This is a genomic window from Bacillus sp. AFS040349 (genome assembly GCF_002577655.1).
Classification (GTDB): domain Bacteria; phylum Bacillota; class Bacilli; order Bacillales; family Bacillaceae; genus Metabacillus.
Genome location: NZ_NUMC01000008.1, coordinates 1 through 25,086, shown reverse-complemented (window position 1 = coordinate 25,086; position 25,086 = coordinate 1). Strand labels below are relative to the sequence as shown.

25 protein-coding genes and 2 tRNA genes are annotated in these 25,086 nt (G+C 36.3%); all 27 read left to right on the top strand.

The features are described 5' to 3' along the window. Positions 1–2: 2 nt before the first annotated feature. On the top strand, positions 3–1,481 hold the full coding sequence (yabN, locus tag COD11_RS02040) for a bifunctional methyltransferase/pyrophosphohydrolase YabN (protein ID WP_098795093.1): 1,479 nt from the start codon (positions 3–5) through the stop codon (positions 1,479–1,481). After that, positions 1,478–1,753: an RNA-binding S4 domain-containing protein gene (locus tag COD11_RS02035; RefSeq protein ID WP_098795092.1), complete on the top strand. Its 276-nt coding sequence runs from the start codon at positions 1,478–1,480 to the stop codon at positions 1,751–1,753. Before yabN ends, COD11_RS02035 begins: the two co-directional genes overlap by 4 nt. Before the next feature lie 165 nt (positions 1,754–1,918). Then, entirely contained in the window at positions 1,919–2,230 is a 312-nt protein-coding gene (gene yabP / locus COD11_RS02030; protein ID WP_098795091.1) for a sporulation protein YabP, read from the top strand. After that, positions 2,227–2,862 carry a spore cortex biosynthesis protein YabQ gene (yabQ, locus tag COD11_RS02025; RefSeq protein WP_098795090.1) on the top strand — a complete coding sequence of 212 codons (636 nt, stop codon included), beginning with the start codon at positions 2,227–2,229 and terminating at the stop codon, positions 2,860–2,862. Before yabP ends, yabQ begins: the two co-directional genes overlap by 4 nt. A gap of 11 nt (positions 2,863–2,873) precedes the next feature. Continuing rightward, positions 2,874–3,242, top strand: coding sequence for an FtsB family cell division protein (locus tag COD11_RS02020; RefSeq protein WP_098795089.1), 369 nt, complete (start codon positions 2,874–2,876; stop codon positions 3,240–3,242). 87 nt (positions 3,243–3,329) lie between these two features. Then, the gene (locus COD11_RS02015; protein WP_098795088.1) at positions 3,330–3,788 is read left to right on the top strand and encodes a S1 domain-containing RNA-binding protein; all 459 of its coding nucleotides are present in this window, start codon (positions 3,330–3,332) and stop codon (positions 3,786–3,788) included. 419 nt (positions 3,789–4,207) lie between these two features. Continuing rightward, positions 4,208–4,284, top strand: a tRNA-Met gene (locus COD11_RS02010). Between the two features lie 20 nt (positions 4,285–4,304). Continuing rightward, a tRNA-Glu gene (locus tag COD11_RS02005) sits at positions 4,305–4,376 on the top strand. Between the two features lie 577 nt (positions 4,377–4,953). Beyond that, complete coding sequence (gene spoIIE / locus COD11_RS02000; protein ID WP_098795087.1) at positions 4,954–7,428, top strand: stage II sporulation protein E; 2,475 nt, start codon at positions 4,954–4,956, stop codon at positions 7,426–7,428. Positions 7,429–7,503: 75 nt separating this feature from the next. Beyond that, positions 7,504–8,277 (top strand): vWA domain-containing protein, encoded by a 774-nt coding sequence (locus COD11_RS01995; protein ID WP_255301517.1) that lies wholly within the window; start codon positions 7,504–7,506, stop codon positions 8,275–8,277. Beyond that, on the top strand, positions 8,261–9,301 hold the full coding sequence (locus COD11_RS01990) for a protein kinase domain-containing protein (RefSeq protein WP_098795085.1): 1,041 nt from the start codon (positions 8,261–8,263) through the stop codon (positions 9,299–9,301). Before COD11_RS01995 ends, COD11_RS01990 begins: the two co-directional genes overlap by 17 nt. A gap of 127 nt (positions 9,302–9,428) precedes the next feature. After that, positions 9,429–10,817 (top strand): tRNA lysidine(34) synthetase TilS, encoded by a 1,389-nt coding sequence (gene tilS, locus COD11_RS01985; protein ID WP_098795084.1) that lies wholly within the window; start codon positions 9,429–9,431, stop codon positions 10,815–10,817. A gap of 21 nt (positions 10,818–10,838) precedes the next feature. Beyond that, positions 10,839–11,378, top strand: coding sequence for a hypoxanthine phosphoribosyltransferase (gene hpt, locus COD11_RS01980; protein WP_098795083.1), 540 nt, complete (start codon positions 10,839–10,841; stop codon positions 11,376–11,378). 84 nt (positions 11,379–11,462) lie between these two features. Continuing rightward, on the top strand, positions 11,463–13,394 hold the full coding sequence (ftsH, locus tag COD11_RS01975) for an ATP-dependent zinc metalloprotease FtsH (RefSeq protein ID WP_098795082.1): 1,932 nt from the start codon (positions 11,463–11,465) through the stop codon (positions 13,392–13,394). Between the two features lie 204 nt (positions 13,395–13,598). Continuing rightward, a complete protein-coding gene (locus COD11_RS01970) occupies positions 13,599–14,369 on the top strand; it encodes a type III pantothenate kinase (RefSeq protein ID WP_098795081.1) in 771 nt (256 codons plus the stop codon). A gap of 50 nt (positions 14,370–14,419) precedes the next feature. Further along, positions 14,420–15,301: an Hsp33 family molecular chaperone HslO gene (hslO, locus tag COD11_RS01965; protein WP_098795080.1), complete on the top strand. Its 882-nt coding sequence runs from the start codon at positions 14,420–14,422 to the stop codon at positions 15,299–15,301. Positions 15,302–15,329: 28 nt separating this feature from the next. After that, on the top strand, positions 15,330–16,235 hold the full coding sequence (locus COD11_RS01960) for a peptidyl-prolyl cis-trans isomerase (RefSeq protein WP_098795079.1): 906 nt from the start codon (positions 15,330–15,332) through the stop codon (positions 16,233–16,235). A 95-nt stretch (positions 16,236–16,330) separates the two neighbouring features. Continuing rightward, positions 16,331–17,257: a cysteine synthase A gene (gene cysK, locus COD11_RS01955; protein ID WP_098795078.1), complete on the top strand. Its 927-nt coding sequence runs from the start codon at positions 16,331–16,333 to the stop codon at positions 17,255–17,257. A 187-nt stretch (positions 17,258–17,444) separates the two neighbouring features. After that, positions 17,445–18,860 (top strand): aminodeoxychorismate synthase component I, encoded by a 1,416-nt coding sequence (gene pabB / locus COD11_RS01950; protein ID WP_098795077.1) that lies wholly within the window; start codon positions 17,445–17,447, stop codon positions 18,858–18,860. A 10-nt stretch (positions 18,861–18,870) separates the two neighbouring features. Further along, the gene (pabA, locus tag COD11_RS01945) at positions 18,871–19,455 is read left to right on the top strand and encodes an aminodeoxychorismate/anthranilate synthase component II (protein ID WP_098795076.1); all 585 of its coding nucleotides are present in this window, start codon (positions 18,871–18,873) and stop codon (positions 19,453–19,455) included. Positions 19,456–19,460: 5 nt separating this feature from the next. Further along, a complete protein-coding gene (pabC, locus tag COD11_RS01940) occupies positions 19,461–20,321 on the top strand; it encodes an aminodeoxychorismate lyase (RefSeq protein ID WP_098795075.1) in 861 nt (286 codons plus the stop codon). 13 nt (positions 20,322–20,334) lie between these two features. Next, positions 20,335–21,186 (top strand): dihydropteroate synthase, encoded by an 852-nt coding sequence (gene folP, locus COD11_RS01935; RefSeq protein WP_098795074.1) that lies wholly within the window; start codon positions 20,335–20,337, stop codon positions 21,184–21,186. After that, a complete protein-coding gene (gene folB / locus COD11_RS01930; RefSeq protein ID WP_098795073.1) occupies positions 21,179–21,541 on the top strand; it encodes a dihydroneopterin aldolase in 363 nt (120 codons plus the stop codon). The genes folP and folB overlap by 8 nt, the downstream gene beginning before the upstream one ends. After that, on the top strand, positions 21,538–22,065 hold the full coding sequence (folK, locus tag COD11_RS01925; RefSeq protein ID WP_098795072.1) for a 2-amino-4-hydroxy-6-hydroxymethyldihydropteridine diphosphokinase: 528 nt from the start codon (positions 21,538–21,540) through the stop codon (positions 22,063–22,065). Before folB ends, folK begins: the two co-directional genes overlap by 4 nt. Next, positions 22,017–22,220: a helix-turn-helix domain-containing protein gene (locus COD11_RS01920; protein ID WP_098795071.1), complete on the top strand. Its 204-nt coding sequence runs from the start codon at positions 22,017–22,019 to the stop codon at positions 22,218–22,220. The genes folK and COD11_RS01920 overlap by 49 nt, the downstream gene beginning before the upstream one ends. A 26-nt stretch (positions 22,221–22,246) precedes the next feature. Then, positions 22,247–23,248 carry a tRNA dihydrouridine synthase DusB gene (dusB, locus tag COD11_RS01915; protein ID WP_098795070.1) on the top strand — a complete coding sequence of 334 codons (1,002 nt, stop codon included), beginning with the start codon at positions 22,247–22,249 and terminating at the stop codon, positions 23,246–23,248. Between the two features lie 96 nt (positions 23,249–23,344). Continuing rightward, positions 23,345–24,844, top strand: coding sequence for a lysine--tRNA ligase (lysS, locus tag COD11_RS01910; protein ID WP_176550945.1), 1,500 nt, complete (start codon positions 23,345–23,347; stop codon positions 24,842–24,844). The last annotated feature ends 242 nt before the right edge of the window (positions 24,845–25,086 follow it).

Sequence of the window (25,086 nt, the reverse complement as noted above, 5' to 3'; positions counted from 1 at the left end):
AAATGGCGAAAAAAATTACAATAGTCGGCCTAGGAGCTGGCGATCTTAATCAGTTACCATTTGGTGTATATCAGCTACTAACAAAAGCAGAGCACCTTTTTTTGCGAACAAAGGAGCACCCTGTTATTCATGAATTGGATAGCTCAATTCGTTATGAGTCTTTTGATTCTATTTATGAAGAAAATGAGGACTTTGACAGAGTGTACCTCAATATTGTTAAGACTCTTTTGGAGAAGGCGGCGAATACAGATATCGTTTATGCAGTACCTGGGCATCCTCTTGTTGCAGAAAAAACGGTACAGCTTTTGCTAACAGAAGGTAGAGAAAAAGGGTATATTGTAACGGTTGAAGGTGGACAAAGCTTTCTTGATGCAACCTTTCAAGCTCTGGAAATAGATCCGATTGAAGGATTTCAGTTAGTTGATGCAATGACTTTAAGCAGTGAACAGTTACAACTGCAAGGTCATATTATTATTACACAAGTATATGATCAACTAATAGCTTCAGAAGTAAAGCTAACATTGATGGAACAGTTGCCTGATGATTATAAAGTGATGATCGTTACTGCAGCGGGAAGCAGTCAGCAAGAACTGAAAGAAGTGGAGCTATACGAGTTGGATCGGGAAACGAATGTTCATAATCTAACCAGTGTATATGTTCCACCAATAAAAGAGGAAAAAATGGTTTATCACCAATTTCCAACGTTCAGAAAGATCATTGCCCAGTTAAGAGGACCAAATGGGTGTCCTTGGGATAAGGAGCAAACACATCAATCTTTAAAGAAGTATTTAATTGAAGAGTGTTATGAGTTAATTGAAGCAATTGATAAAGATGATATTGACCATATGGTCGAAGAGCTTGGTGATGTGCTTTTACAGGTTGTTCTTCATGCTCAAATTGGTGAAGATGAAGGTATGTTTAGTATTGATGACGTTATTTCCGGGGTTTCAGAAAAAATGGTAAGAAGGCATCCTCATGTATTTGGAGAAACAGCAGTAAATAGTACAGATGAGGTTTTGGCAAACTGGGATGAAATAAAAAAGAACGAAAAAGGATTATCAGAAACACAATCGATTTTAGATTCCGTAGCGGGATCATTACCTGCTTTATCTAAGGCATATCATCTGCAGAAAAAGGCTGCAAAAGTTGGCTTTGATTGGCATTCTATTGATGGCACTTGGGAAAAAGTTAAAGAGGAAATAAGGGAATTTGAAGAAGAAATCTCATTAAAAAGAGATCAGCAACTTATTATGAAGGAATTTGGGGATCTATTATTTGCTTTTATTAACGTAGGAAGACACTATAAAATAGAGCCAGAAGAAGCCTTATCTTCTACAAATGTTAAGTTTACTGATCGTTTTAACTATATTGAGAAACAAGCGAAGCAAAATGGTAAGGAACTAGAGAAGATGACATTAGAAGAAATGGACGAACTCTGGAATGAGGCAAAGACTTTAGATAAAAAGAGGGATGAACAATGAGACTGGATAAATTTCTCAAGGTTTCAAGATTAATAAAAAGAAGAACATTAGCAAAAGAAATCGCTGATCAAGGTCGAATTGCCATTAATGGCACTCCGGGTAAAGCGAGTTCCAATGTTAAAATTGGGGATGAACTTGTTATTCGTTTTGGTCAAAAACTAGTTACAGTTGTTATTGAAGATTTAAAAGAGACGACAAGAAAAGAAGAAGCGACAAATCTTTATCGCGTAGTAAAGGAAGAGAAAATTAATCAAGAATCGTTCGATATGTAACATATTTTAAAGGTTAACTATCAAGGTTAATTCCTAACCGGGTTTGTGGTCTTGTTGTTGCTAAGATTTATACACCATTCGCATTTCATATGGCTTGTTCTAAACCGAATTCTAATGACATACACATGTAAAAGAAAATCCTTTATTAGAATTCGGAGGTAGAATATGAGTCAATACTATGAAAATAATGCGTCTGTCCATAAAGGAACAATTCAAGAGCATGATGTAATCATGCGAGGAAGAAAATTATTAGAAATTACAGGTGTAAAACAGGTAGAAAGCTTTGATAATGAGGAATTTTTATTAGACACAGTCATGGGTGCACTAGCGATCCGCGGACAAAACCTTCAAATGAAAAATTTAGATGTTGATAAAGGGATTGTTTCCATTAAAGGAAGCAGAATCTTTGATCTGATTTATCTAGATGAGCAGCATGCGGAGAAAGCTAAAGGACTCTTTAGCAAGTTATTTAAATGAGTTTATCAACACAGTTTTATACAATGATAGCAATGGCAGGAATGGGAAGTTGGATTGGGGCAGCTCTCGATACATATGGTCGCTTTTTAAAGCGGCCATTAAGAGCCAGATGGGTTGTCTTCATAAATGACTTTATGTTTTGGGTCGTTCAAGGACTTATCCTATTTTATCTTTTGTTACTTGTAAATGAAGGTGAACTTAGGATTTATATATTCCTGGCTGTCCTTTGTGGATATGCAGCTTATCAGAGTCTTTTCAAGAAAATATATTTAAGCCTTTTAGAGCGCATAATACAGACAAGCATAAGATTATATAGAATTTTAGTTAATATTGGACGAGCGATGATTGTTAGACCAATAAAGGGACTCATTCAACTAATTATCGTCATTTTATTAGGAACTTTAAATGTTCTTTGGAGTATTATAAAATGGGTCTTTCAATTCCTATATTCATTGGTTAAAATCTTATTAGCACCTCTGAAATGGATTTTTATCCTTTTGTGGAAACTTGTTCCTAGAGGGATAAGGAATTTCCTAATAAGAAATATTGCCAAAATGGCAGGAAATTTCAAAAAAGTCAAGAATACAACTAATAAGATGAAAACCTGGTGGCAACAATTTAGGAAGAAGTAAGGAGGACTAGTATGAGTCTCGAGAGATCGAAGAAAATTACAGAGCTACAATCACAATATGCAATGGAGCAAGAGAGACAACAGCAAATTTCAAACAGACGAAAAAGAGGCTTATTCAGACGATTATTCGTGTTAGGACTATTAGCTATTATCACTTCCTCCATCATTATAACCACCTTATATAAGCAATCAGTTGCAATTGATGAAAAGCTTGAGCAACAGAATAAGCTTGAAGAAGAACTCACAAGTTTACAAAAGGAAGAAAAAATATTAAGAGAAGAAATAGTGAAGCTTAATGATGATGAGTATATTGCTAAGATTGCAAGAAGAGACTATTTCTTGTCAGACGACAATGAGATCATCTTTAATATAAAAGATTAGCCTTGTTGACACTAGTTTTTTTATTTATGTATAATATAATAAAGGTTTGAATGATTTTTTATCTGTTTAAGGAGGAGCATTATTTTTATGTCGATTGAAGTTGGCAGCAAGTTACAGGGAAAGGTAACGGGCATTACGAATTTTGGAGCGTTTGTGGAGTTACCGGGTGGTTCAACAGGACTTGTTCACATCAGTGAAGTAGCCGATAATTATGTGAAAGATATTAACGATCACTTAAAAGTCGGAGATGAAGTAACAGTTAAGGTAATCAATGTAGAAAATGACGGAAAGATTGGCTTATCAATTAAAAAGGCAATCGATCGTCCAGATCGTCCAGAACGCCCAGAGCGTCCACAACGTCAGGAACGTCCAAGAAATTCAGATCGCCCAAGATCAAGAGGAAATGATTTCCGCAACAACAGTAATAATAAAGAAAATTTTGAACAAAAAATGAATCGTTTCTTAAAAGATAGTGAAGATCGTTTAGCTTCATTAAAACGCAATACAGAATCAAAACGTGGTGGTCGTGGAGCTAGAAGAGGATAGCTTGCTGCTTTCATATACATTTTTAAAAAGAGAGAAAACATTGATGATGTTTTCTCTTTTTTCATGTATTGAAGAAGAATGCTAAATTTATTTTTGATATTGACGTATGTGAAATTGAATTGTATTATATTATTTGTGCCTAATAGAGGTCCAATATGGCGGTGTAGCTCAGCTGGCTAGAGCGGGCCGTAAACATCCTGAATCATCTTCCTTTGTAGGCTTGCGAGGAATGTGTCTGACAAGAGACATGACGAGCACAGTTTTCCCCAAGGAGCGTTTGATAACTATGGCGGTGTAGCTCAGCTGGCTAGAGCGAGCCGTAAACATCCTGAATCATCTTCCTTTGTAGGCTTGCGAGGAATGTGTCTGACAAGAGACATGACGAGCACGGTTTTCCCCAAGGAGCGTTTGATAACTATGGCGGTGTAGCTCAGCTGGCTAGAGCGTACGGTTCATACCCGTGAGGTCGTGGGTTCGATTCCCTCCGCCGCTACCATATAAAAACATGATACTTGAGGCCCATTGGTCAAGCGGTTAAGACACCGCCCTTTCACGGCGGTAACACGGGTTCGAATCCCGTATGGGTCATATTTTAAAAAACTAGTTGCAGAAATGTAGCTAGTTTTTTTGTGTTTAAAACTAATTTAGATTATCACCGTAAGGAAGTTATATTTATTAAGGTGAACGACAAAATTGATAGGGATGAGAAGCAGAATGTCGTTCATAAGGCTGATGAACGACAAACTCACCGGGAGAGGGAAGCAGAATATCGTTCATGAGGCCGATGAACGACAAAACCAACAAGAATAGAAAGTAAAAGGTCGTTCATATCCATAAATACAAACTAACAGGAACAAGAACGTAGCATGTCTCTTCCATTAGGACAATGAAATATCCTAATAATAATAGAAAATACCCCAAAAACAGTATCTCTACTTCTTAAAAAACTCATCAAAACATTCTTTAGACTATTCTTGACCCTATACAACACAATTCACAACAATTTGACGAATAGCATAAGCAAAATACTCTAGAAGAATTAGATATTTGTCGCATACTTCAAAAACAGTCGAACGGTTTTTGGAATAGTTCACCTTCTTTTGACAAATTCCTGAATAGACCTTCGATATAATAGCACCAATATGAATAAGTGGGGGAATGAAAAATGGAAAAAGTAGAAAGAAGGTTAATGGAGCCGATATCTGATTTGGGAATGGACAAAACCCAACAAGTGTTCAATCGAATCTTTCACCGATTTTCATCTAAGCTGCAGCTTTTCCTCTTACATAAAGGAATCATTTATGCCTTGATCGGATTTTTATTGGGACGAGCTATCATTTTGTCGGAGGTATTACCTTTTGCTCTTCCATTCTTCGGCGCTATTTTTCTTATGAAGCGGGATAAAGTAGCATTAGCAGGGCTTTCATTGATTGCCGGGGGTTTAACGGTTTCTTTTGAGGTTGCATTAGTCATCACAGTATCTATCATTGGTTTTCTTGTTCTGAATCGTTTAACATCCTATTTTTTTAAGGATCAGTTAAGGGTATTACCATTTGTTATCTTTAGTACGGTGGCTCTGACAAGAATTGCCTACTCTTTTGCAATTAAATCGTCGCTAACTTTATATGATTATATGATGGCAGGAGTCGAGTCAGGCTTATCATTTATATTAACGTTAATTTTTCTTCAGAGTATCCCATTGATATCGGCACGAAAGTATAAGCAATCACTAAAAATTGAAGAGATTATTTGCATTATGATACTTTTAGCCTCGGTGATGACAGGAATGGTAGGAGTTTCTTTCCAAAACCTGCAAGCTGAGCACATTTTCTCGAGATATATTGTTCTCTTGTTTGCATTTATTGGGGGATCTAGCATTGGTTGTACAGTTGGTGTGGTAACGGGGTTAATTTTAAGCTTGGCCAATGTAGGAAACCTTTATCATATGAGTCTTCTCGCCTTTTCCGGATTGTTAGGTGGATTATTACGTGAAGGTAATAAACTAGGAACCTCAATTGGACTTTTGGTTGGATCAATTCTTATTTCTTTATACGGACAAGGTTCTGCTGACTTAATGACAACATTAATTGAGTCAATGATTGCGATTCTATTATTTTTAATTACTCCAAAAGTAGTAACTGGTCGATTGGCTAAGCATATTCCTGGCACAAATGAACATGCGCATGAGCAACAACAATATGTAAGAAAAATACGTGATGTAACAGCGCATCGTGTTGAACAATTTTCTCAAGTTTTTAATGCTTTATCAGAGAGTTTTACTACGTTTTATGATAAAGATGAATATGAAGATACAGAACAACGAGAAACAGATTTGTTTTTAAGTAGGATTACAGAAAGTACCTGTCAGCATTGCTTTAAAAAAGAAAAATGCTGGGTGGAAAACTTTGATAAAACATATGAGTTGATGCAAAACATTATGCATGAAAATAAGCAAAATACGTACCAGAATAATATGAAATTAAAGAAAGAGTTTGATCGACATTGTTCTAAGGCAAGTAGAGTAGAAGAAGCAATTGAGCAGGAAATCAACTATTTTCAGGCAAATCAAAAGCTGAAGAAAGAGGTTCAGGAAAGTCGCAGATTAGTTGCTGAACAGTTATTAGGTGTATCGAATGTTATGGGTGATCTGTCAAAGGAAATTAAAAGAGAAAGAGAAAATCATTTTGTTCAGGAAGAACAGATCTTAGATGCATTGCAAAACTTTGGCATTGAAATTGTAAACGTTGATATTTATAGCGTGGAACAAGGAAATGTTGATATAGAGATGAGTATTCCTTTCTGTAATGGACATGGAGAGTGTGAAAAAATTATAGCTCCAATGTTGTCTGATATTTTGGAGGAATCCATTATTGTTAAAAAAGAGGAATGTGCAAACTACCCTAATGGTTATTGTCATGTTTCATTTGGATCAGCTAAAAGATACCGAATTGAAACGGGTGTTGCTCATGCAGCAAAGGGAGGCGGATTAGTATCCGGAGATAGTTATTCCATGATTGATCTTGGAGTTGGTAAGTTTGCTGTTGCAATAAGTGATGGAATGGGAAATGGGGTTAGAGCTCATTTTGAAAGTAATGAAACGATTAAGCTACTTCAGAAAATATTACAATCTGGTATTGAAGAAAAAGTGGCAATTAAAACAATTAACTCTATTTTAAGTTTAAGAACAACAGATGAAATTTTCTCAACGTTAGATTTAGCAATTATCGATTTACAGGATGGTAGCAGTAAATTCTTGAAAATTGGTTCTACACCAAGCTTTATCAAACGTGGAGAAAAGATTATAAAAATCCAGGCTAGTAATCTACCTATGGGCATTATAGAGGATTTTGATGTTGATGTTGTTGGCGAGAAGCTTAAAGCGGGAGATTTATTGATTATGATGAGTGATGGAATTTTTGAAGGTCCTAAACATGTTGAAAATTATGATCTATGGATGAAGCGTAAAATTAGTGAAATGAAAACAACGGATCCTCAGGAAATAGCTGATTTGATTATGGAAGAGGTGATTAGAACAAGATCAGGAAAAATAGAAGATGATATGACAGTTGTTGTTTCATCTATTGAGCATAATACACCTAAATGGGCAAGCATCCCTGTTTCCTCAAAGAAAATAGGATAATAATAGAGTATAAAATAAGCCCCTTCTGGCGAGTATGGTAATAGTCTATTTTTCTGTTAAGCAAAGGGAAAAATTTTGGAGAATGAAAATCATCTCTCTAGGAGGGTAAACATGGAGAAAGGTCATTTAAAACAAATTTTATTAATCACTGATGGTTGCTCAAATCATGGGGAAGATCCAATTGCAATGGCAGCATTAGCTAATGAACAAGGAATCACAGTTAATGTAATTGGTGTATTAGAGGAAAATGTAATCGACCAAGAATCACTCCAAGAAGTTGAAGGGATTGCGATGTCTGGTGGAGGAGTACATCAAATTGTCTATGCACATCAGCTTTCACAAACTGTTCAACATGTAACAAGAAAGGCAATGACTCAAACACTTCAAGGTGTTGTGAATAAAGAACTTCAACAAATTTTAGGTAAGAGTACCTCAATGGAAGAGCTGCCACCTGAAAAGCGTGGTGAAGTTATGGAGGTAGTGGATGAACTTGGTGAGACTGCTAGTTTAGAAATTCTCATTTTAGTTGATACAAGTGCTAGTATGAAACCGAAGTTACCAACTGTAAAGGAAGCATTATTAGATCTGTCAATAAGTCTAAATTCTAGAATAGGTGATAATCGTTATGCTGTGCTGGTATTTCCTGGGAAAAAGGATGAGGTTGAAAAAGTGCTTGATTGGACACCAAAATTAGAATCTTTATCATCTATTTTTCCGAAATTATCTACAGGTGGTATTACGCCGACTGGTCCAGCAATAAGAGAAGCCATTCAGCATTTTAAGAAAAAACGCTCCCTAAAAAGTTTATTAAGAAACGAAGAAGATTACTACGATGAATCAGGCATGTAATCTTTCACCAGGAACAACGATTGTTGGAAAATGGAATGGGGAGAGTTACACCATTATAAAAGCGCTTGGACAAGGTGCAACAGGCAGTGTTTACTTAGGTGATAGTAGACAAGGTAAAGTAGCAATTAAGCTTAGTGAAAATAGCATGGCGATTACTTCTGAGGTAAATGTGCTAAAACATTTTTCTAAGGTCCAAGGTACTTCACTTGGGCCTTCTTTGCTTGATGTAGATGATTGGAAAGATCATTCCCAAAAATTAACTTCATTTTATGTAATGGAATATGTACAAGGAAAAAACTTTCTTGAATTTGTTGAACAAAGAGGAATAGAGTGGTCTACTGTACTCACACTTCAGTTACTTACCAATTTGGAAAAACTTCATCAGGAAGGTTGGGTATTTGGAGACTTAAAACCTGAAAATTTAATTGTGTCAGGTCCACCACCTAAAATAAGATGTATTGATGTTGGAGGCACAACCCAGCAAGGGCGATCTATTAAAGAGTTCACAGAGTTTTTTGATAGAGGCTATTGGGGAATGGGTAACCGTAAAGCAGAGCCAACATATGACTTGTTCTCGGTTGCAATGATTATTATTAATGCTGCCTATCCGAAACGATTTAAGAAAATGAGTGATCGTGATGGACAAGCCCAGTTAATGGATAAAATCAATCAGCATCCTTTTTTAAATCAACATAGAGATGTTTTACAACAAGCATTATTAGGGAAATACACTAATGCGCAGGAAATGAAGTCAGGCTTTATTCAGTTATTATCTAATAAAGCTAGTAAAGATAAACCTCGTTCACAGTCATATCAAACAAGGGTATCCAAGCAACAACAAAGCCCTCCAAAAGGAAGGCAATCAACAAAGAAAAAAACACAGCCTCAACCTCAACATTCTAGAACACAAGTGAAACAGAATAAAAAGAAACAGAAGAAAAGAAGTCATGTTCTTGAGACACTAGTTATTTTAATAGGTGTTTTTGTTGTCTATTCACTTTATGTTTACCATGTTCTAATGTAAAAATGTTAATTTGTAGTAAAAATATGTTGAATATGTGAACGAGGCCTTTCTTTTTTGTTTTTCTTACCAGAAAAGTGGTAGGATTATTATAGGTTAAAACCATAGCAATTCGTTAAAAGAGGGGAAAATGGTGAAAAATTTTGAGGCCATTATTCAAAAACAGCAATTGTTTGAAGATAGATCAACAATTGTAGTAGGTGTTTCTGGTGGTCCTGACTCACTAGCATTGCTTCATTTACTCTATCAAGTTAGAGATAAAATGAACCTTAATATTGTGGCAGCACATGTTGATCATATGTTTAGGGGAGAGCAATCTGAAGATGAGATGCATTTTGTTATCAACTTCTGTAAGGAATATCAAATAACCTGTGAAGTAACACAAATCAATGTTTCTGCTTATGCTAAAACAAGAAAAATAAGTGCCCAAGTTGCTGCAAGGGAATGTCGTTATCAATTTTTTACAGAAGTCTTAGATAAATATCAAGCCGACTATCTAGCGCTTGGTCATCATGGAGATGACCAGGTGGAAACCATATTAATGAGAATGGTAAGAGGTAGTACGGGTGAGGCATTAGCTGGTATGAAAATGAAGCGACCTTATCATAATGGGTTTCTAATAAGACCTCTTTTAGCCTATTCCAAGCAAGAAATTCTTGATTATTGTAAAGAAAATGAGTTAATGCCAAGATTTGATCCAAGTAATGAGAAAAGTGATTACACAAGAAATCGATTTAGGAAGCATGTTCTTTCCTTTTTAAAACAAGAAAATCCACTTGTTCATGAAAGATTTCGCTATTTTAGTGAAACCTTATTAGAGGATGAATCGTATTTACAGGTATTAACCGAGGAAAGCATGAATAAAGTAATCAAAAGAAAAGAAAAATCGGCTGTTGAAATGGATATCAAAAGGTTCTTAAGCCTACCTTTGCCTTTACAAAGAAGAGGGATTAAACTAATATTAAACTATCTATATGTAAATATTCCATCTTCCCTTTCTTCTATACATATTGAGAGTTTGCAGGCGCTGCTCTCGCAGAATCACCCTTCAGGTTCACTGGATTACCCAGACGGTTTAAAAGTGATAAAGTCATATCATACGTGTTTGTTTACTTTTGAACATAAAGAAGCAATAGAATATTGCTTAGATCTTACTATCCCTTCTGTTTTGTCAATCCCAAACGGGAATGGCAGCATATCCTGCAGTTTTGTTAGTGAAACTGGGGTTCATGCAAAGGGTAACGACATATTTCTACTTAATAGTCGGGATCTATATGAACCTTTAATCGTACGAACACGAAAACAGGGAGATAAAATGAAATTGAAAGGCATGAACGGTACAAAAAAGGTAAAAGATATATTTATTGATGAGAAAATCCCATTACATAGCCGGCATTCATGGCCAATCGTAGAAGATGGAAAAGGGAACATCCTTTGGATTCCTGGTCTAAAAAAGTCTAGTTATGAGGCTGAGAATATAGAAGGGGATGGATGTATTGTATTACAATTCAGGAGCTAATCTTCTAGGGGGCACACATTAATGAGACAAGACATTGAAGAAATTTTAGTAACATCTGAGCAAATCCAAGAAAAGGTAAAAGAGCTTGGAGCAATCCTAACAGAGGATTATAAGGACTCATTTCCACTTGCAATAGGTGTTCTAAAAGGGGCAATGCCTTTTATGGGCGACCTATTAAAGAACATTGATACATATTTGGAAATGGACTTTATGGATGTTTCGAGTTATGGAACATCAACAGTTTCTTCTGGAGAAGTAAAAATTATCAAGGACTTGGATACTTCAGTGGAGGGAAGAGACATCCTGATCATTGAAGATATCATTGATAGTGGTTTAACACTAAGCTATCTTGTTAAACTATTCCGCTATCGTAAGGCAAAATCAATCAAAATTGTTACACTGCTTGACAAACCAACTGGAAGAAAAGCTGATATTAACGCAGACTATGTAGGCTTTGAAGTACCAGATGCCTTTGTTGTAGGGTATGGATTAGACTATGTGGAAAAGTACCGGAATCTTCCATATATTGGAGTGTTAAAGCCTGAGATTTATCAAAAATAATCTCAATTTCTAATTTGTTGTATTACCATGATTTTCTATGATACTATTTAAAATAGTCGTGTTTACTGTGGGAGGAGGTAAGGAATGAATCGGATCTTCCGTAATACCATATTTTATTTACTAATATTTTTAGTCATCATTGGAGTTGTTAGCTTCTTTACAGGTGCTAATCCTAAAACGGAGCAAATAACGTATAATGAATTCATTTCTGACTTAAATAATGGAAATGTAACAGAAATGACTGTACAGCCGGTTCGAGGTGTATTTGAAGTAAGAGGTAAAATGAAAGGTTATTCAGAAGACGAAACCTTTCTAACGTACATACCAACCGAACAAGGATTGGATCGTGTTGATAAAGCTGCTGAAGCAAACAATGTAAGCAAATTGGATGTTGCGCCAGCTGAAGAAACAAGTGGATGGGTTACATTTTTCACATCAATCATTCCATTCGTTATTATCTTTATTTTATTCTTCTTCTTACTTAACCAAGCTCAGGGCGGTGGTAGCCGTGTTATGAACTTCGGTAAAAGTAAAGCCAAGCTTTACAGTGAGGAAAAGAAAAAGGTTAAGTTTAAAGATGTAGCGGGTGCTGATGAAGAGAAGCAAGAACTAGTCGAGGTTGTTGAATTCCTAAAAGATCCTCGTAAATTTGCCGAGCTAGGCGCAAGAATTCCTAAGGGTGTTCTATTAGTAGGACCTCCAGGTACCGGTAAAACATTGCTTGCAAGAGCAGTTGCAGGTGAAGCGGGAGTACCGTTCTTCTCAATCAGTGGTTCTGATTTCGTTGAGATGTTTGTCGGTGTCGGGGCTTCACGTGTTCGTGATTTATTTGAAAATGCGAAGAAAAATGCTCCATGTATTATCTTTATTGATGAAATAGATGCGGTTGGTCGTCAACGTGGTGCTGGTTTAGGTGGAGGACACGATGAGCGTGAACAAACCCTTAACCAATTACTTGTTGAGATGGATGGTTTTGGAGCTAATGAAGGTATTATCATTATTGCTGCAACAAACAGACCTGATATTCTTGATCCTGCGTTATTACGTCCAGGTCGTTTTGACCGTCAAATTACGGTTGACCGCCCAGATGTAAATGGTCGTGAGGCAGTACTTAAAGTTCATGCTCGTAATAAACCGTTAGATGAGTCAGTCGATTTAAAAGCAATTGCTGCTCGTACGCCTGGATTCTCGGGTGCGGATTTAGAGAACCTGTTAAATGAAGCGGCACTTGTTGCAGCAAGGCAGGATAAAAAGAAAATTGACAACACAGATCTTGATGAAGCAACAGACCGAGTAATTGCTGGTCCTGCTAAAAAGACTCGTGTTATTTCCAAGAAAGAACGTAATATTGTTGCTTATCATGAAGCGGGACATACAATTATTGGTGTCGTGTTAGATGAAGCAGATATGGTTCATAAAGTAACCATTGTCCCTCGTGGTCAAGCAGGTGGATATGCAGTTATGTTACCTAAAGAAGATCGTTACTTTATGACAAAACCTGAATTACTTGATAAAATCACTGGTTTACTTGGTGGTCGTGTAGCTGAGGAAATTGTCTTCGGTGAAGTAAGTACAGGAGCACATAATGACTTCCAAAGAGCGACCAACATTGCTCGTAAAATGGTTACTGAATATGGAATGAGTGAGAAACTTGGTCCATTGCAATTTGGTCAATCTCAGGGTGGTCAAGTGTTCTTAGGACGCGATATCCATAATGAGCAAAACTATAGTGATGCTATAGCACATGAAATTGATATGGAAATTCAACGTTTCATCAAGGAAAGCTATGAGCGTGCACGACAAATACTTACTGATAATCGTGAGAAGCTTGAATTAATTGCTCAAACATTATTAGAGGTTGAAACTCTTGATGCAGCTCAAATCTCAAGTCTTGTTGAAAAAGGCAAGCTTCCAGATCGTCCGGTAACAAGTAACCAGGAAAATGGTGAAAGTTCAGATGATGTAAAAGTGAATATTAACAGTAAAAAAGAAGATGAGCAATCTTCTGAGAAATAATAGAAAAAAGATCGATGACATATACTGTTGTCGATCTTTTTTATGTGCAAAAAAGATGAACAAATAGTGTGATCTGCTAACCTTTATACATTTTTGTTATTCTTACCTATTCACGGTAGTCTCAAAGATGGAAGTAGAGTAACTTTATGATAAAATATAACAGGAATGTCAATATAAAATAGAACAGATAAAGTGGTGATCCTTTTGATTCTTGTATTGGATGTAGGAAATACAAATACTGTTTTGGGTGTATATGAACAGGATGCTTTAAAGCATCATTGGAGAATAGAAACGAGTCGAAACAAAACAGAAGATGAGTTTGGTATGTTGATAAAGAACTTATTTGAACATGTGAATATATCCTTCAAGCAAATTGAAGGTATTATTATTTCATCGGTTGTACCACCGATCATGTTTGCGCTGGAGAGAATGTGTAGTAAATATTTTGACATAAAACCGCTGGTTGTTGGTCCTGGAATTAAAACAGGTTTAAACATAAAATATGAAAATCCTCGTGAGGTTGGAGCAGACAGAATCGTTAATGCAGTTGCAGGCATTCAGGATTACGGAAGCCCGCTAATTATTGTTGATTTTGGCACAGCTACTACATACTGTTATGTGAATGAAGAGAAGCAATATATGGGTGGTGCAATTGCCCCGGGAATAAATATTTCTACAGAGGCGCTCTATTCAAGAGCAGCTAAGCTTCCGAGAATCGAAATTACCCGACCTGACAATATCATTGGAAAAAATACTGTGAGTGCTATGCAAGCAGGTATTTTATATGGATATGTTGGTCAGGTTGAAGGTATTGTTAAACGGATGAAAGAACAATCTAAGAAAGTACCCAAAGTCATCGCGACTGGGGGACTTGCTTCTTTAATTGCTAAGGAATCCGATTGTATCGATATTGTTGATCCATTTCTAACATTAAGAGGTTTACAACTAATTTATGAACGTAACGTTAATGCATAAGTAATTTTTCTAGTGTACCGGTTAGTGGTGCAAAATGAAGGGAGTTAACTATGAACGACTATTTAATAAAAGCCATGGGGTATAACAATCAAGTGAGGGCATATGCAACAAGAACGACAGAAACCGTTGCTGAAGCTCAAAGAAGACATCAAACATGGCCTACAGCATCAGCTGCTCTAGGACGTGCCATGACGGCAGGAGTTATGATGGGGTCCATGTTAAAAGGTAATGCAAAGCTGACAATTAAAGTTGAAGGAAAAGGGCCAATTGGCGTTATCTTGGTAGATAGTAATTCAAAAGGTGAAGTGAGAGGATATGTGACAAACCCTCAAACTCATTTTGATTTAAATGCTCAGGGCAAGCTTGATGTGGCAAGGGCTGTTGGAACAGAAGGGATGCTAACGGTTGTAAAGGATCTTGGATTAAAGGATAACTTTTCCGGACAAGTACCAATTGTCTCTGGTGAATTGGGAGAAGACTTTACATATTACCTTGTAACATCAGAACAAGTTCCATCCTCTGTAGGAGTAGGGGTTTTAGTTAATCCGGATAATACAATTTTGGCCTCAGGTGGATTTATTATTCAGTTGCTCCCAGGAACTGATGATGAAACAATTACTGAAATAGAAAATAGGCTGAGCAGTATTGAGCCTATTTCTAAGTTAATACAAAGAGGTTTAACACCTGAAGAGATCCTAGATGAGGTGCTTGGTAAAGGGAATGTAAAGATTCTTGAAAAACAATCTGTTTCATTCCATTGCCATTGTTCAAAAGAACGAATTGAAAATGCGATTGTTAGTTTGGGAGTAGATGAGATTCAGTCAATGATTGATGATGAAGGTCAAGCTGAAGCGCAGTGTCATTTTTGTAATGAAACCTATTTGCTTACTAGAGAGGATTTAGAGGAATTAAAGAAAGCCGCAAGTCAATAACGATAAGTTTTATCGGGAGTTGGGGAGATTGAGCGGGAAAACTTTATGGAGTGTTATTTTCGGCTTAGTCATTCTAAATTGTTTAACGGTTGCATATTTTATTAATCCTTATGGAATAACTCCTGTTATTGGTGATGAACAGGAAGATGAAGTCATTGCAACAATCGGTGAATCAACCATCACTAGAGAACAATGGATGGCTGAGCTAGAAACACGCTATGGCAAAGACACACTAAGGGAATTAGTGAACTTAAAAGTTGTTGAGGAACTTGCTCAAAGATATGATATATCGGTATCTGATGAGGTTATTGAACGGGAACTAACTTTTTATAAATCAATGTATACATCTCTAGATGAAGAACAGTTTTCCGAAGAGCAGAATTGGGAAGAGCAAATCCGATATAGTATTTTATTAGAGGAGCTTTTAACAAAAGATGTTGAGGTTCCTGAAGAAGATCTTCGCTCATTTTATGAAAATAATAAAGAACTCTATGATATAAAAGATATCTATCACTTGTCACATATTGTTGTCAAAACAGAAGAAGAAGCAAAAGCTATTATCAAAGAACTTGCCGGCGGTTCTAGCTTTGAAGCTTTAGCACTCGAGGTATCAATTGATGAATTTACAGCAAATCAGGGTGGAGATATCGGCTTTATCTCTACAGACAATGATTATGTCTCGAAGGAATACTTGGAGATTGCTCCTGAGCTTTCTGCAGGAGACTGGAGTCACCCGATAAAGGTGAATATGGGTTATGCTGTTCTGCTCCTGAAGGAAAAATTGGCTGGTAAAACGTATTCGTATGATGAGGTAAAGGACCAGATCCGTAGACAAATAGCACTTGAGCAAATGGAAGGGTCTGTGACTGCAGAGCCATTGTGGCAAGAGATTGGTGTATCTTGGTTTTATGAAAATGAAATAGGGAAAAATTAGTACAAATAGCATAAAAGGTTTTGACAATTTTGAATTAAATTGATATATTACTCTTATAAATCCAATAAATTTACTCGGGATAGAGGAGGAATAGTATGGCACGTGTAGCAAATTCTATACATGAATTAATTGGTGAAACACCGGTTGTAAAGTTAAACAGACTTGTTGATGATAATAGTGCAGATGTATACCTAAAACTAGAGTTTATGAACCCTGGAAGTAGTGTTAAAGATCGTATTGGACTTGCTATGATCGAAGCTGCAGAAAAGAAGGGTGATTTAAAACCTGGCGACACAATCATTGAGCCTACTAGTGGTAACACTGGAATCGGTTTAGCGATGGTAGCAGCAGCTAAGGGGATTAATGCGATTTTAGTTATGCCTGATACAATGAGCTTAGAGCGTAGAAACCTGCTACGTGCATATGGAGCAGAATTAGTGCTAACTCCTGGAGCTGAAGGTATGGGAGGAGCAATCCGTAAAGCTGAAGAGCTTGCAAAAGAGCATGGTTACTTTATGCCTCAACAATTTAAAAATGAAGCAAACCCTGAAGTACACCGTTTAACTACTGGTAAAGAGATTGTTGAACAAATGGGCGATCAACTAGATGCGTTTATCGCAGGTATTGGTACAGGTGGGACAATCACAGGTGCTGGTTCTGTTTTAAAAGAAAACTATTCATCTATTAAAATTTATGCAGTTGAGCCTACAGATTCTCCGGTTCTTTCAGGCGGAAAACCAGGTCCACATAAAATCCAAGGTATTGGTGCTGGATTCGTACCAGATATCTTAAATACAAATGTTTATGACGAAATCATCACTGTTAAAAACGAGGAAGCATTTGAAACAGCTAGAAGAGCAGCTAAAGAAGAAGGTATTCTTGGCGGTATCTCTTCAGGTGCAGCAATTTTTGCAGCTTTAAAAGTAGCTAAGGAATTAGGAAAAGGTAAAAAAGTATTAGCTGTTATCCCAAGTAACGGTGAGCGTTACTTAAGTACACCTTTATATCAATTTGATTTATAAATTAAACTTTTAGAAGGGGCTGACTTTGTCAGCTCCTTTTTATTTTAATGATTCCTATACTTGTTGTGTTTTTATATTTCCTCTAGGTAAGCAGCATACTAATTTTATAAGAAAAAGCTAAAATACTATGTTTTCTTTCACACAATTATGTAAAATGGATATAAGAGTTTTAAAGGAGAGATTAGTCATGCAACACAGACGGGCATCGTTAAGTATACATTTTGATTATGAACAAGATTTCTTTAATCAATATAAGTACCTTACACAAGATGAAGAACAGCATGCCATCTTAGAAAGTGGTCGTGGTGGAAGATATAGTATCGCGGGTATTAAGCCTATAGCCTCGGTAATGGGAAAAAATGAGCAGCTGATGATAACAAATGAACAAGGAACCATTGTAAAAGAGGGAAAGCCTCTTGATCTTTTTAAAGATTGGTTCCAACAGTACTATACTGAATCAGATCCTAATCTCCCGGATTTTCAAGGTGGTGCCATTGGTTTTATTAGCTATGATTGTGTGCGACATTTTGAAAAATTACCTGCTGTAGCTGTAGATGATTTAGAAACACCTGATATATATTTTCTTCTTTTTGATGATGTAGCTGTTTATGATCATCAGACGTCCAAGCTATGGTTAATCACTCACTATTATCATGAACAAGAAAAACAGCAGGCTGAGAATAAACTGCAGAAAATGAAGGATAGTTGGACCTCTGAAGTAAAGAACGTTAAACAACCAGAGTTAATATTAAATGGACCATCATCTAACCCAATAACATTTTCTGAAAAGGGATTTAAAAAAGCTGTTGAAGCAATTAAAACCTATATTAGTCAAGGAGATGTTTTCCAAGTTAATTTGTCTGTAAGACAGCATTTTGCATTGGAAAACAATCCATTTAAAATTTATGAGACATTGCGTAAAGTCAATCCGTCTCCATATATGGCTTATTTACATTTTCCTGAATTTCAAATAATAAGTGGCTCCCCGGAATTACTTGTTAAAAGACAAGGTGATGTTGTAAGTACACGACCAATTGCAGGTACTCGTTCAAGAGGGAAAGATGAACAAGAAGATTTTAAACTTGCAAATGAGTTGGTTGAAAATGAAAAAGAAAGAGCCGAACATGTGATGCTTGTTGATTTGGAGCGCAATGACCTTGGGAGAGTTTGTGAGTATGGCTCTGTTCATGTAAATGAATTTATGGTCATTGAAAAATATTCACATGTGATGCACATTGTTTCAAATGTGAAAGGGAGATTAAAAAAAGAAGCAAATTATGCAGATGTTATCAAAGCGACCTTCCCAGGTGGTACAATTACAGGGGCACCTAAAGTTAGAACAATGGAAATTATTGAAGAGCTTGAACCAACCCGAAGAGGAATTTATACAGGTTCAATAGGTTGGATCGGCTTTGATGAAAATATGGAATTAAATATTGTCATTCGTACAATGATCACAAAAGATGGATTTGGGTATGTTCAATCTGGGGCAGGGATTGTTATTGATTCTAATCCGGATTATGAATATAAAGAAGCTTTAAAGAAGGCAAGAGCGTTAGTTCAAGCTATTGAGTTGAGCAAAGAAGAGAAAATATTAGGTTGAGGTGAGTATAGTGATTTTAATGATTGATAATTATGATTCATTTACATTTAATTTAGTTCAGTATTTAGGTGAATTAGGTGAAGAATTGATTGTTAAGAGAAATGACGAGATAACAATCGCGGAAATTGAAGAGTTAAATCCACAATTTTTAATGATTTCCCCTGGACCATGCAGTCCTAATGAAGCAGGTATTAGCATGGAAGCTATCGAATATTTCGCTGGGAAAATTCCTATCTTTGGAGTATGTCTTGGTCATCAGTCAATTGCTCAAGTATTCGGTGGAGATGTAGTACGTGCAGAGCGTTTGATGCATGGTAAAACATCAGAGATGCATCACAACGGTGAGACGATCTTTAATGGAATGGAGAATCCATTTACTGCCACTCGTTATCATTCTTTAATTGTAAAAAATGAAACGTTACCGGACTGCTTAGAAGTAACGGCATGGACGGATGAAAATGAAATTATGGCCCTCCGCCATAAAACATTACCCATTGAAGGGGTGCAATTTCATCCTGAGTCGATAATGACTACATTCGGTAAAGACCTACTTAGAAATTTTATTACTCAATATAAACCTTTAGAAAAGAGCTAATAAGCGTGTATATATACAGTAATTCACAGTTTATAAAAGATTCAGAAGCCACGATTTCTCCATTTGATCATGGCTTTCTTTATGGCTTAGGGGTTTTTGAAACATTTAGAATTTATAAGGGTTTTCCTTTTTTGCTATATGATCATTTAGCAAGGCTACAACAGGCAGTGGATGAATTAGGAATCTTATATAGAATTGATTATGAAGAAATGTATGAGATGATTCAGGAGCTTTTAAAGATAAATAATTGTCAAAATGAAGATGTTACAGTGCGTTTAAACATCTCAGCTGGTATTGGAGAGGTTGGAAAACTCCTTCAGGATTATCATAAGCCGACAATCATGTGTTTTATTAGAAAAGCTCCACAAGTTAATATGATCGAAAAGGAAGCTGCTATTCTTAACTTAAGAAGAAACACACCTGAAGGAAAGGAACGTTTAAAATCCCATCACTACTTAAACAATATTTTAGGAAAGCGGGAACTTCAAGCAACTCCAAATTTGGAAGGTATCTTTCTTACTGAAAAAGGGTATGTGGCAGAAGGTATTGTTTCTAATATCTTTTGGGTGAAGGAAGGCATTGTGTACACACCATCACTAGAGACTGGAATTTTGAATGGAATTACAAGACAGTTTATCACCAAGTGTTTGGAGAGATTAGAAATTCCATTATGTGAAGGTTTTTACGATAAAGAACATTTGTTCGGTTCTACTGAGGTGATTTTAACAAATTCGTCTCAAGAGATTGTTCCAGTTAAAAAAATACATGAGCAATATTTCCAAGGGAATGACGGGGAGTACAGTAAGAAGTTAACTGAGTTGTATCTTCACTATAAGACCAAACTATTAAGTATACATGAGTTATAAAGGATTGAGGATAATGGAAATTTTAACAAAGCAACAGATTATAGAGTGTGGAGATTATACTCTTAATTATCATGATAAAACGTTAATCATGGGGATCTTAAATATAACACCTGATTCATTTTCCGATGGAGGAAAATTTAGCAGCATAGACCTTGCGATTGATCGTGCGGAGGAAATGCTTAAACAGGGTGCAGACATAATTGATATTGGTGGAGAATCAACTAGACCTGGAGCTAGTACAGTCACACAGGAAGAAGAGTTAGATCGTGTTATTCCTGTTATAAAAAATCTTTCCCATGTTATTAAAGCTCCGATATCAATTGATACTTATAAAGCAGAAGTAGCTAAACAAGCAATAGAAGCAGGAGCATCAATCATAAATGATGTTTGGGGAGCGAAGGCTGATCCAAATATGGCAAAGGTTGCAGCAGAATACGATGTACCGATTATTTTAATGCATAATCGAACAAATAAAGATTATGAACAGCTAATACCTGATATGATTGTAGACTTAATGGAATCTGTGACAATTGCCAAAGAAGCAGGAGTAAAGGATGAGAAAATCATTCTTGATCCAGGGATCGGATTTGCAAAAACAATGGATGACAACCTTGAGGTTATGAGAAATCTCGATGCTTTTGTCCAGCTAGGATATCCTGTGTTGTTAGGTACTTCGAGAAAAACATTTATAGGACATATTCTTGATGTTCCTCCAACGGAACGTATGGAGGGAACAGGTGCAACGGTTTGTTTAGGAATACAAAAGGGATGCCAAATTATAAGAATACATGATGTGTTAGAGATGTCCAGAATGGCTAAAATGATGGATGTTATGTTAGGTAAAGGAGGAATAAACAATCGATAAAATATATGTAGATAGTATGGAGTTTTACGGATACCATGGTGTATTTCAAGAGGAAAATAAGCTTGGTCAACGTTTTAGAGTAGACCTAGTTGTTGAGTTGGATTTAAAAAAGGCTGGAGAAACTGATGAATTAGAGTATAGTGTTAACTATGCATCTTTATATAAATGCTGCAAGGATATAGTTGAAGGCAAGCCTTATAAGCTAGTAGAATCTGTAGCAGAACAGATTGCAAAGAAACTACTAACAGAATTCCCGCTTATTCATTTTTGTACAGTAAAAGTGATTAAGCCAGACCCTCCAATTCCTGGACATTATAAGGGAGTCGCTGTTGAAATAAGAAGGGGAAGAGCATGAAAAATGATGTCTATATAGCACTTGGTTCGAATATAGGAAATCGGGAAAAATATCTTCTCGACGCCATCAAGAGAATCAATCAACATCCTTCAATAAGTGTGGTAAATATTTCCTCAATATATGAAACAGATCCGGTCGGCTTCACAGACCAAGACCAATTTTTAAATATGGTTATTCATGTTAACGCTGATTTAACAGCACCTCAGCTTCTTCTTTCTCTCCAAGAAATTGAAAAACACCTTGACCGAAAAAGGGAAGTAAGATGGGGACCACGAACTTTAGACCTTGACATTTTGTTGTATAATCATGAAAATATTGAAGCAGAACAATTAATTGTTCCTCATCCTAGAATGCATGAACGAGCATTTGTTCTTATCCCTTTGTATGAATTAAACAAAGACATAAGCATTCCTACTTTAGATAAACCAATTTCAACTATCATAGATCAATTACAAGATAAAGAAGGAGTACGAATATGGAAGCAGAAAAATGGGGTAGACGTATTCGCGCTTTTAGAAAATTAAAAGGATATACCCAAGAGAGTTTTGCCAAGGATCTTGGTGTTTCTGTTTCTGTATTAGGCGAAATAGAAAGAGGAAATCGCGAACCCAGTAAAGAGTTTATAGAGGATGTAGCAAAATCCCTTAATGTAACAGTAGAGGAATTAACCCCAAACTAAACTACTAGCAAAAGGAGGTATGCAGAATGTTTAAGATTGGCGATATTGAATTAAAGAACAGAGTCGTTTTAGCCCCAATGGCAGGAGTGTGTAATGCAGCTTTTAGACTAACAGTTAAAGAGTTTGGCGCTGGATTAGTATGTGCTGAAATGGTAAGTGATAAAGCTATCCTTTTAAAAAATGCAAGAACAATGGGAATGCTTTATATTGATGAACGTGAAAAACCACTAAGCTTACAAATATTCGGTGGTGAAAAGGATACACTTGTTGAAGCGGCTAAATTTGTTGATAAAAATACAACAGCTGATATTATTGATATAAACATGGGATGTCCAGTTCCGAAAATCACAAAATGTGATGCAGGGGCAAAATGGCTTTTAGATCCAAACAAAATTTATGACATGGTATCGGCAGTTGTAGAAGTGGTAGATAAGCCAGTTACAGTTAAAATGCGCATGGGCTGGGATGATGATCATATTTATGCCGTTCAAAATGCCCAAGCGATAGAGCGTGCAGGTGGAAAAGCAGTAGCTCTTCATGGTCGTACTAGAGTACAAATGTATGAAGGTACAGCAAATTGGGATATCATTAAAGAAGTAAAAGAATCTGTTAACATTCCTGTAATAGGAAATGGTGATGTTACAACACCTCAAGATGCAAAGCGCATGCTAGATGAAACGGGTGTTGACGGTGTTATGATCGGTCGCGCAGCACTAGGAAATCCATGGATGATTTATCGTACGGTTAAATTTTTAGAAAATGGCGAATTGATGGATGAACCTGGTGTGCGTGAGAAGATGGAAGTTTGCAAGCTTCATCTAGATCGTCTAGTAACATTAAAAAATGAAAATGTTGCTGTTCGTGAAATGAGAAAGCATGCTGCTTGGTATCTTAAAGGTATCAGAGGTAATGCAAAAGTACGTAATGACATCAATTTAATGAACACTAGGGATGAGTTTGTTAATCTATTAGATGAATTTGTTTTAGAGATGGAAGTAAAAGAAGATAGTGCTAGCCAAGCAGGTTAATATTTAGATTAGTGCTTATCTATTATTTTGCTGTTTTTACTGCCAGAATTCCTGGCAGTTTTCTGCTTTTCATTTTGTAAAGATAGGAGTGTTAGTATGAGTCAGGAAGAAATGAATCAAGAAGAATTGAGTGATCAACTCAAAGTTAGACGTGAAAAACTACATAATTTAAGAGAAAAAGGGTTAGATCCATTCGGCAAGCGTTTTGAAAGAACACATCAAACTGAAGACATCATTGCTACATACGAAGGAATAGAAAAAGAAGAATTAGATGAAAAAGAAGTTACTGTTACGATAGCGGGAAGAATTATGACGAAGCGAGGTAAAGGGAAAGCAGGTTTCGCTCATATCCAAGACTTATTAGGTCAAATTCAAATCTACGTTCGTAAAGATGCAGTAGGTGATGAAGCATATGAGATTTTCAATACTGCTGATCTTGGCGATATCATCGGTGTAACAGGTGTAGTATTTAAGACTAAAGTTGGCGAGCTATCGATAAAAGTGAAATCGTTCGAATTGCTGACAAAAGCATTACGTCCACTACCTGATAAATTCCATGGATTAAAAGATATTGAACAACGTTACCGCCAAAGATATGTAGATCTAATCATGAGTCCTGAAAGTAAGAAAACATTTATTGCTCGTAGTAAAATTATTCAAGCGATGCGACGGTATTTAGATGACCAAGGATATCTAGAAGTTGAAACGCCTACTATGCACTCTATTCCAGGTGGGGCATCTGCTCGTCCGTTTATTACACACCATAACGCATTAGACATGACTTTATATATGCGTATAGCTATAGAATTACATCTTAAGCGTCTAATCGTAGGTGGATTAGAAAAAGTTTATGAGATCGGTCGTGTATTCAGAAATGAAGGAGTCTCAACTCGTCATAACCCTGAATTTACAATGATTGAACTTTATGAAGCTTATGCTGATTATCAAGATATCATGACATTAACCGAGAATGTCATTGCTCATTGTGCGAAAGAAGTGTTAGGAACAACAACTGTACAATACGGAGAGTATGAAGTGAATCTTGAGCCGAAGTGGACAAGGCTCCATATGGTAGATGCAATTAAAGAACATACAGGTGCTGACTTCTGGAAGGAAATGACGATTGAAGAAGCTAGAAATCTTGCAAAAGAACATAATGTAGAGATTACTGAACATATGCAATATGGTCACATTGTAAATGAATTCTTTGAACAGAAAGTAGAGGAGAAATTAATTCAACCTACTTTCATCTACGGTCATCCGGTGGAGATTTCCCCATTAGCTAAGAAAAACGATGAAGATTCTCGTTTTACTGATCGTTTTGAATTGTTTATCGTTGCTCGTGAACACGCAAATGCCTTCACAGAGTTAAATGATCCAATCGATCAGAAGGAAAGATTTGAAGCACAACTTAAAGAGCGTGAGCAGGGTAATGACGAGGCTCATATGATGGATGAAGACTTTATTGAAGCTTTAGAATACGGTATGCCTCCAACAGGTGGACTAGGAATTGGAATTGATCGTTTAGTAATGCTCTTAACGAATTCTCCTTCTATTCGTGATGTATTACTATTTCCACAAATGAGACATCGTTAATAAAGAACCTCTGCAGAAATGCAGGGGTTTAATTTTTTTCAAAAAAAGTACTTGCATATGTTTAGTTACGATGGTATATTAGAATACGTTGCTGCGAAACAGGCAGACAACTTAAAAATAACAAATAAAAAAACTATTGACTTTAAGTTTTGAAGTTTGTTATAATATGAAAGTTGCTTGATAAACAAATGATCTTTGAAAACTAAACAAAACCAAGCGTGTCAACGTTAATTTCGATTAAC

What these genes read in the sequence shown, in the direction of transcription:
- yabN (WP_098795093.1), top strand. Translation starts at nt 3, where the DNA reads ATGGCGAAAAAAATTACAATAGTCGGCCTAGGAGCTGGCGATCTTAAT.
- COD11_RS02035 (WP_098795092.1), top strand. Translation starts at nt 1,478, where the DNA reads ATGAGACTGGATAAATTTCTCAAGGTTTCAAGATTAATAAAAAGAAGA.
- yabP (WP_098795091.1), top strand. Translation starts at nt 1,919, where the DNA reads ATGAGTCAATACTATGAAAATAATGCGTCTGTCCATAAAGGAACAATT.
- yabQ (WP_098795090.1), top strand. Translation starts at nt 2,227, where the DNA reads ATGAGTTTATCAACACAGTTTTATACAATGATAGCAATGGCAGGAATG.
- COD11_RS02020 (WP_098795089.1), top strand. Translation starts at nt 2,874, where the DNA reads ATGAGTCTCGAGAGATCGAAGAAAATTACAGAGCTACAATCACAATAT.
- COD11_RS02015 (WP_098795088.1), top strand. Translation starts at nt 3,330, where the DNA reads ATGTCGATTGAAGTTGGCAGCAAGTTACAGGGAAAGGTAACGGGCATT.
- spoIIE (WP_098795087.1), top strand. Translation starts at nt 4,954, where the DNA reads ATGGAAAAAGTAGAAAGAAGGTTAATGGAGCCGATATCTGATTTGGGA.
- COD11_RS01990 (WP_098795085.1), top strand. Translation starts at nt 8,261, where the DNA reads ATGAATCAGGCATGTAATCTTTCACCAGGAACAACGATTGTTGGAAAA.
- tilS (WP_098795084.1), top strand. Translation starts at nt 9,429, where the DNA reads ATGGTGAAAAATTTTGAGGCCATTATTCAAAAACAGCAATTGTTTGAA.
- hpt (WP_098795083.1), top strand. Translation starts at nt 10,839, where the DNA reads ATGAGACAAGACATTGAAGAAATTTTAGTAACATCTGAGCAAATCCAA.
- ftsH (WP_098795082.1), top strand. Translation starts at nt 11,463, where the DNA reads ATGAATCGGATCTTCCGTAATACCATATTTTATTTACTAATATTTTTA.
- hslO (WP_098795080.1), top strand. Translation starts at nt 14,420, where the DNA reads ATGAACGACTATTTAATAAAAGCCATGGGGTATAACAATCAAGTGAGG.
- cysK (WP_098795078.1), top strand. Translation starts at nt 16,331, where the DNA reads ATGGCACGTGTAGCAAATTCTATACATGAATTAATTGGTGAAACACCG.
- pabB (WP_098795077.1), top strand. Translation starts at nt 17,445, where the DNA reads ATGCAACACAGACGGGCATCGTTAAGTATACATTTTGATTATGAACAA.
- folP (WP_098795074.1), top strand. Translation starts at nt 20,335, where the DNA reads ATGGAAATTTTAACAAAGCAACAGATTATAGAGTGTGGAGATTATACT.
- folK (WP_098795072.1), top strand. Translation starts at nt 21,538, where the DNA reads ATGAAAAATGATGTCTATATAGCACTTGGTTCGAATATAGGAAATCGG.
- COD11_RS01920 (WP_098795071.1), top strand. Translation starts at nt 22,017, where the DNA reads ATGGAAGCAGAAAAATGGGGTAGACGTATTCGCGCTTTTAGAAAATTA.
- dusB (WP_098795070.1), top strand. Translation starts at nt 22,247, where the DNA reads ATGTTTAAGATTGGCGATATTGAATTAAAGAACAGAGTCGTTTTAGCC.
- lysS (WP_176550945.1), top strand. Translation starts at nt 23,345, where the DNA reads ATGAGTCAGGAAGAAATGAATCAAGAAGAATTGAGTGATCAACTCAAA.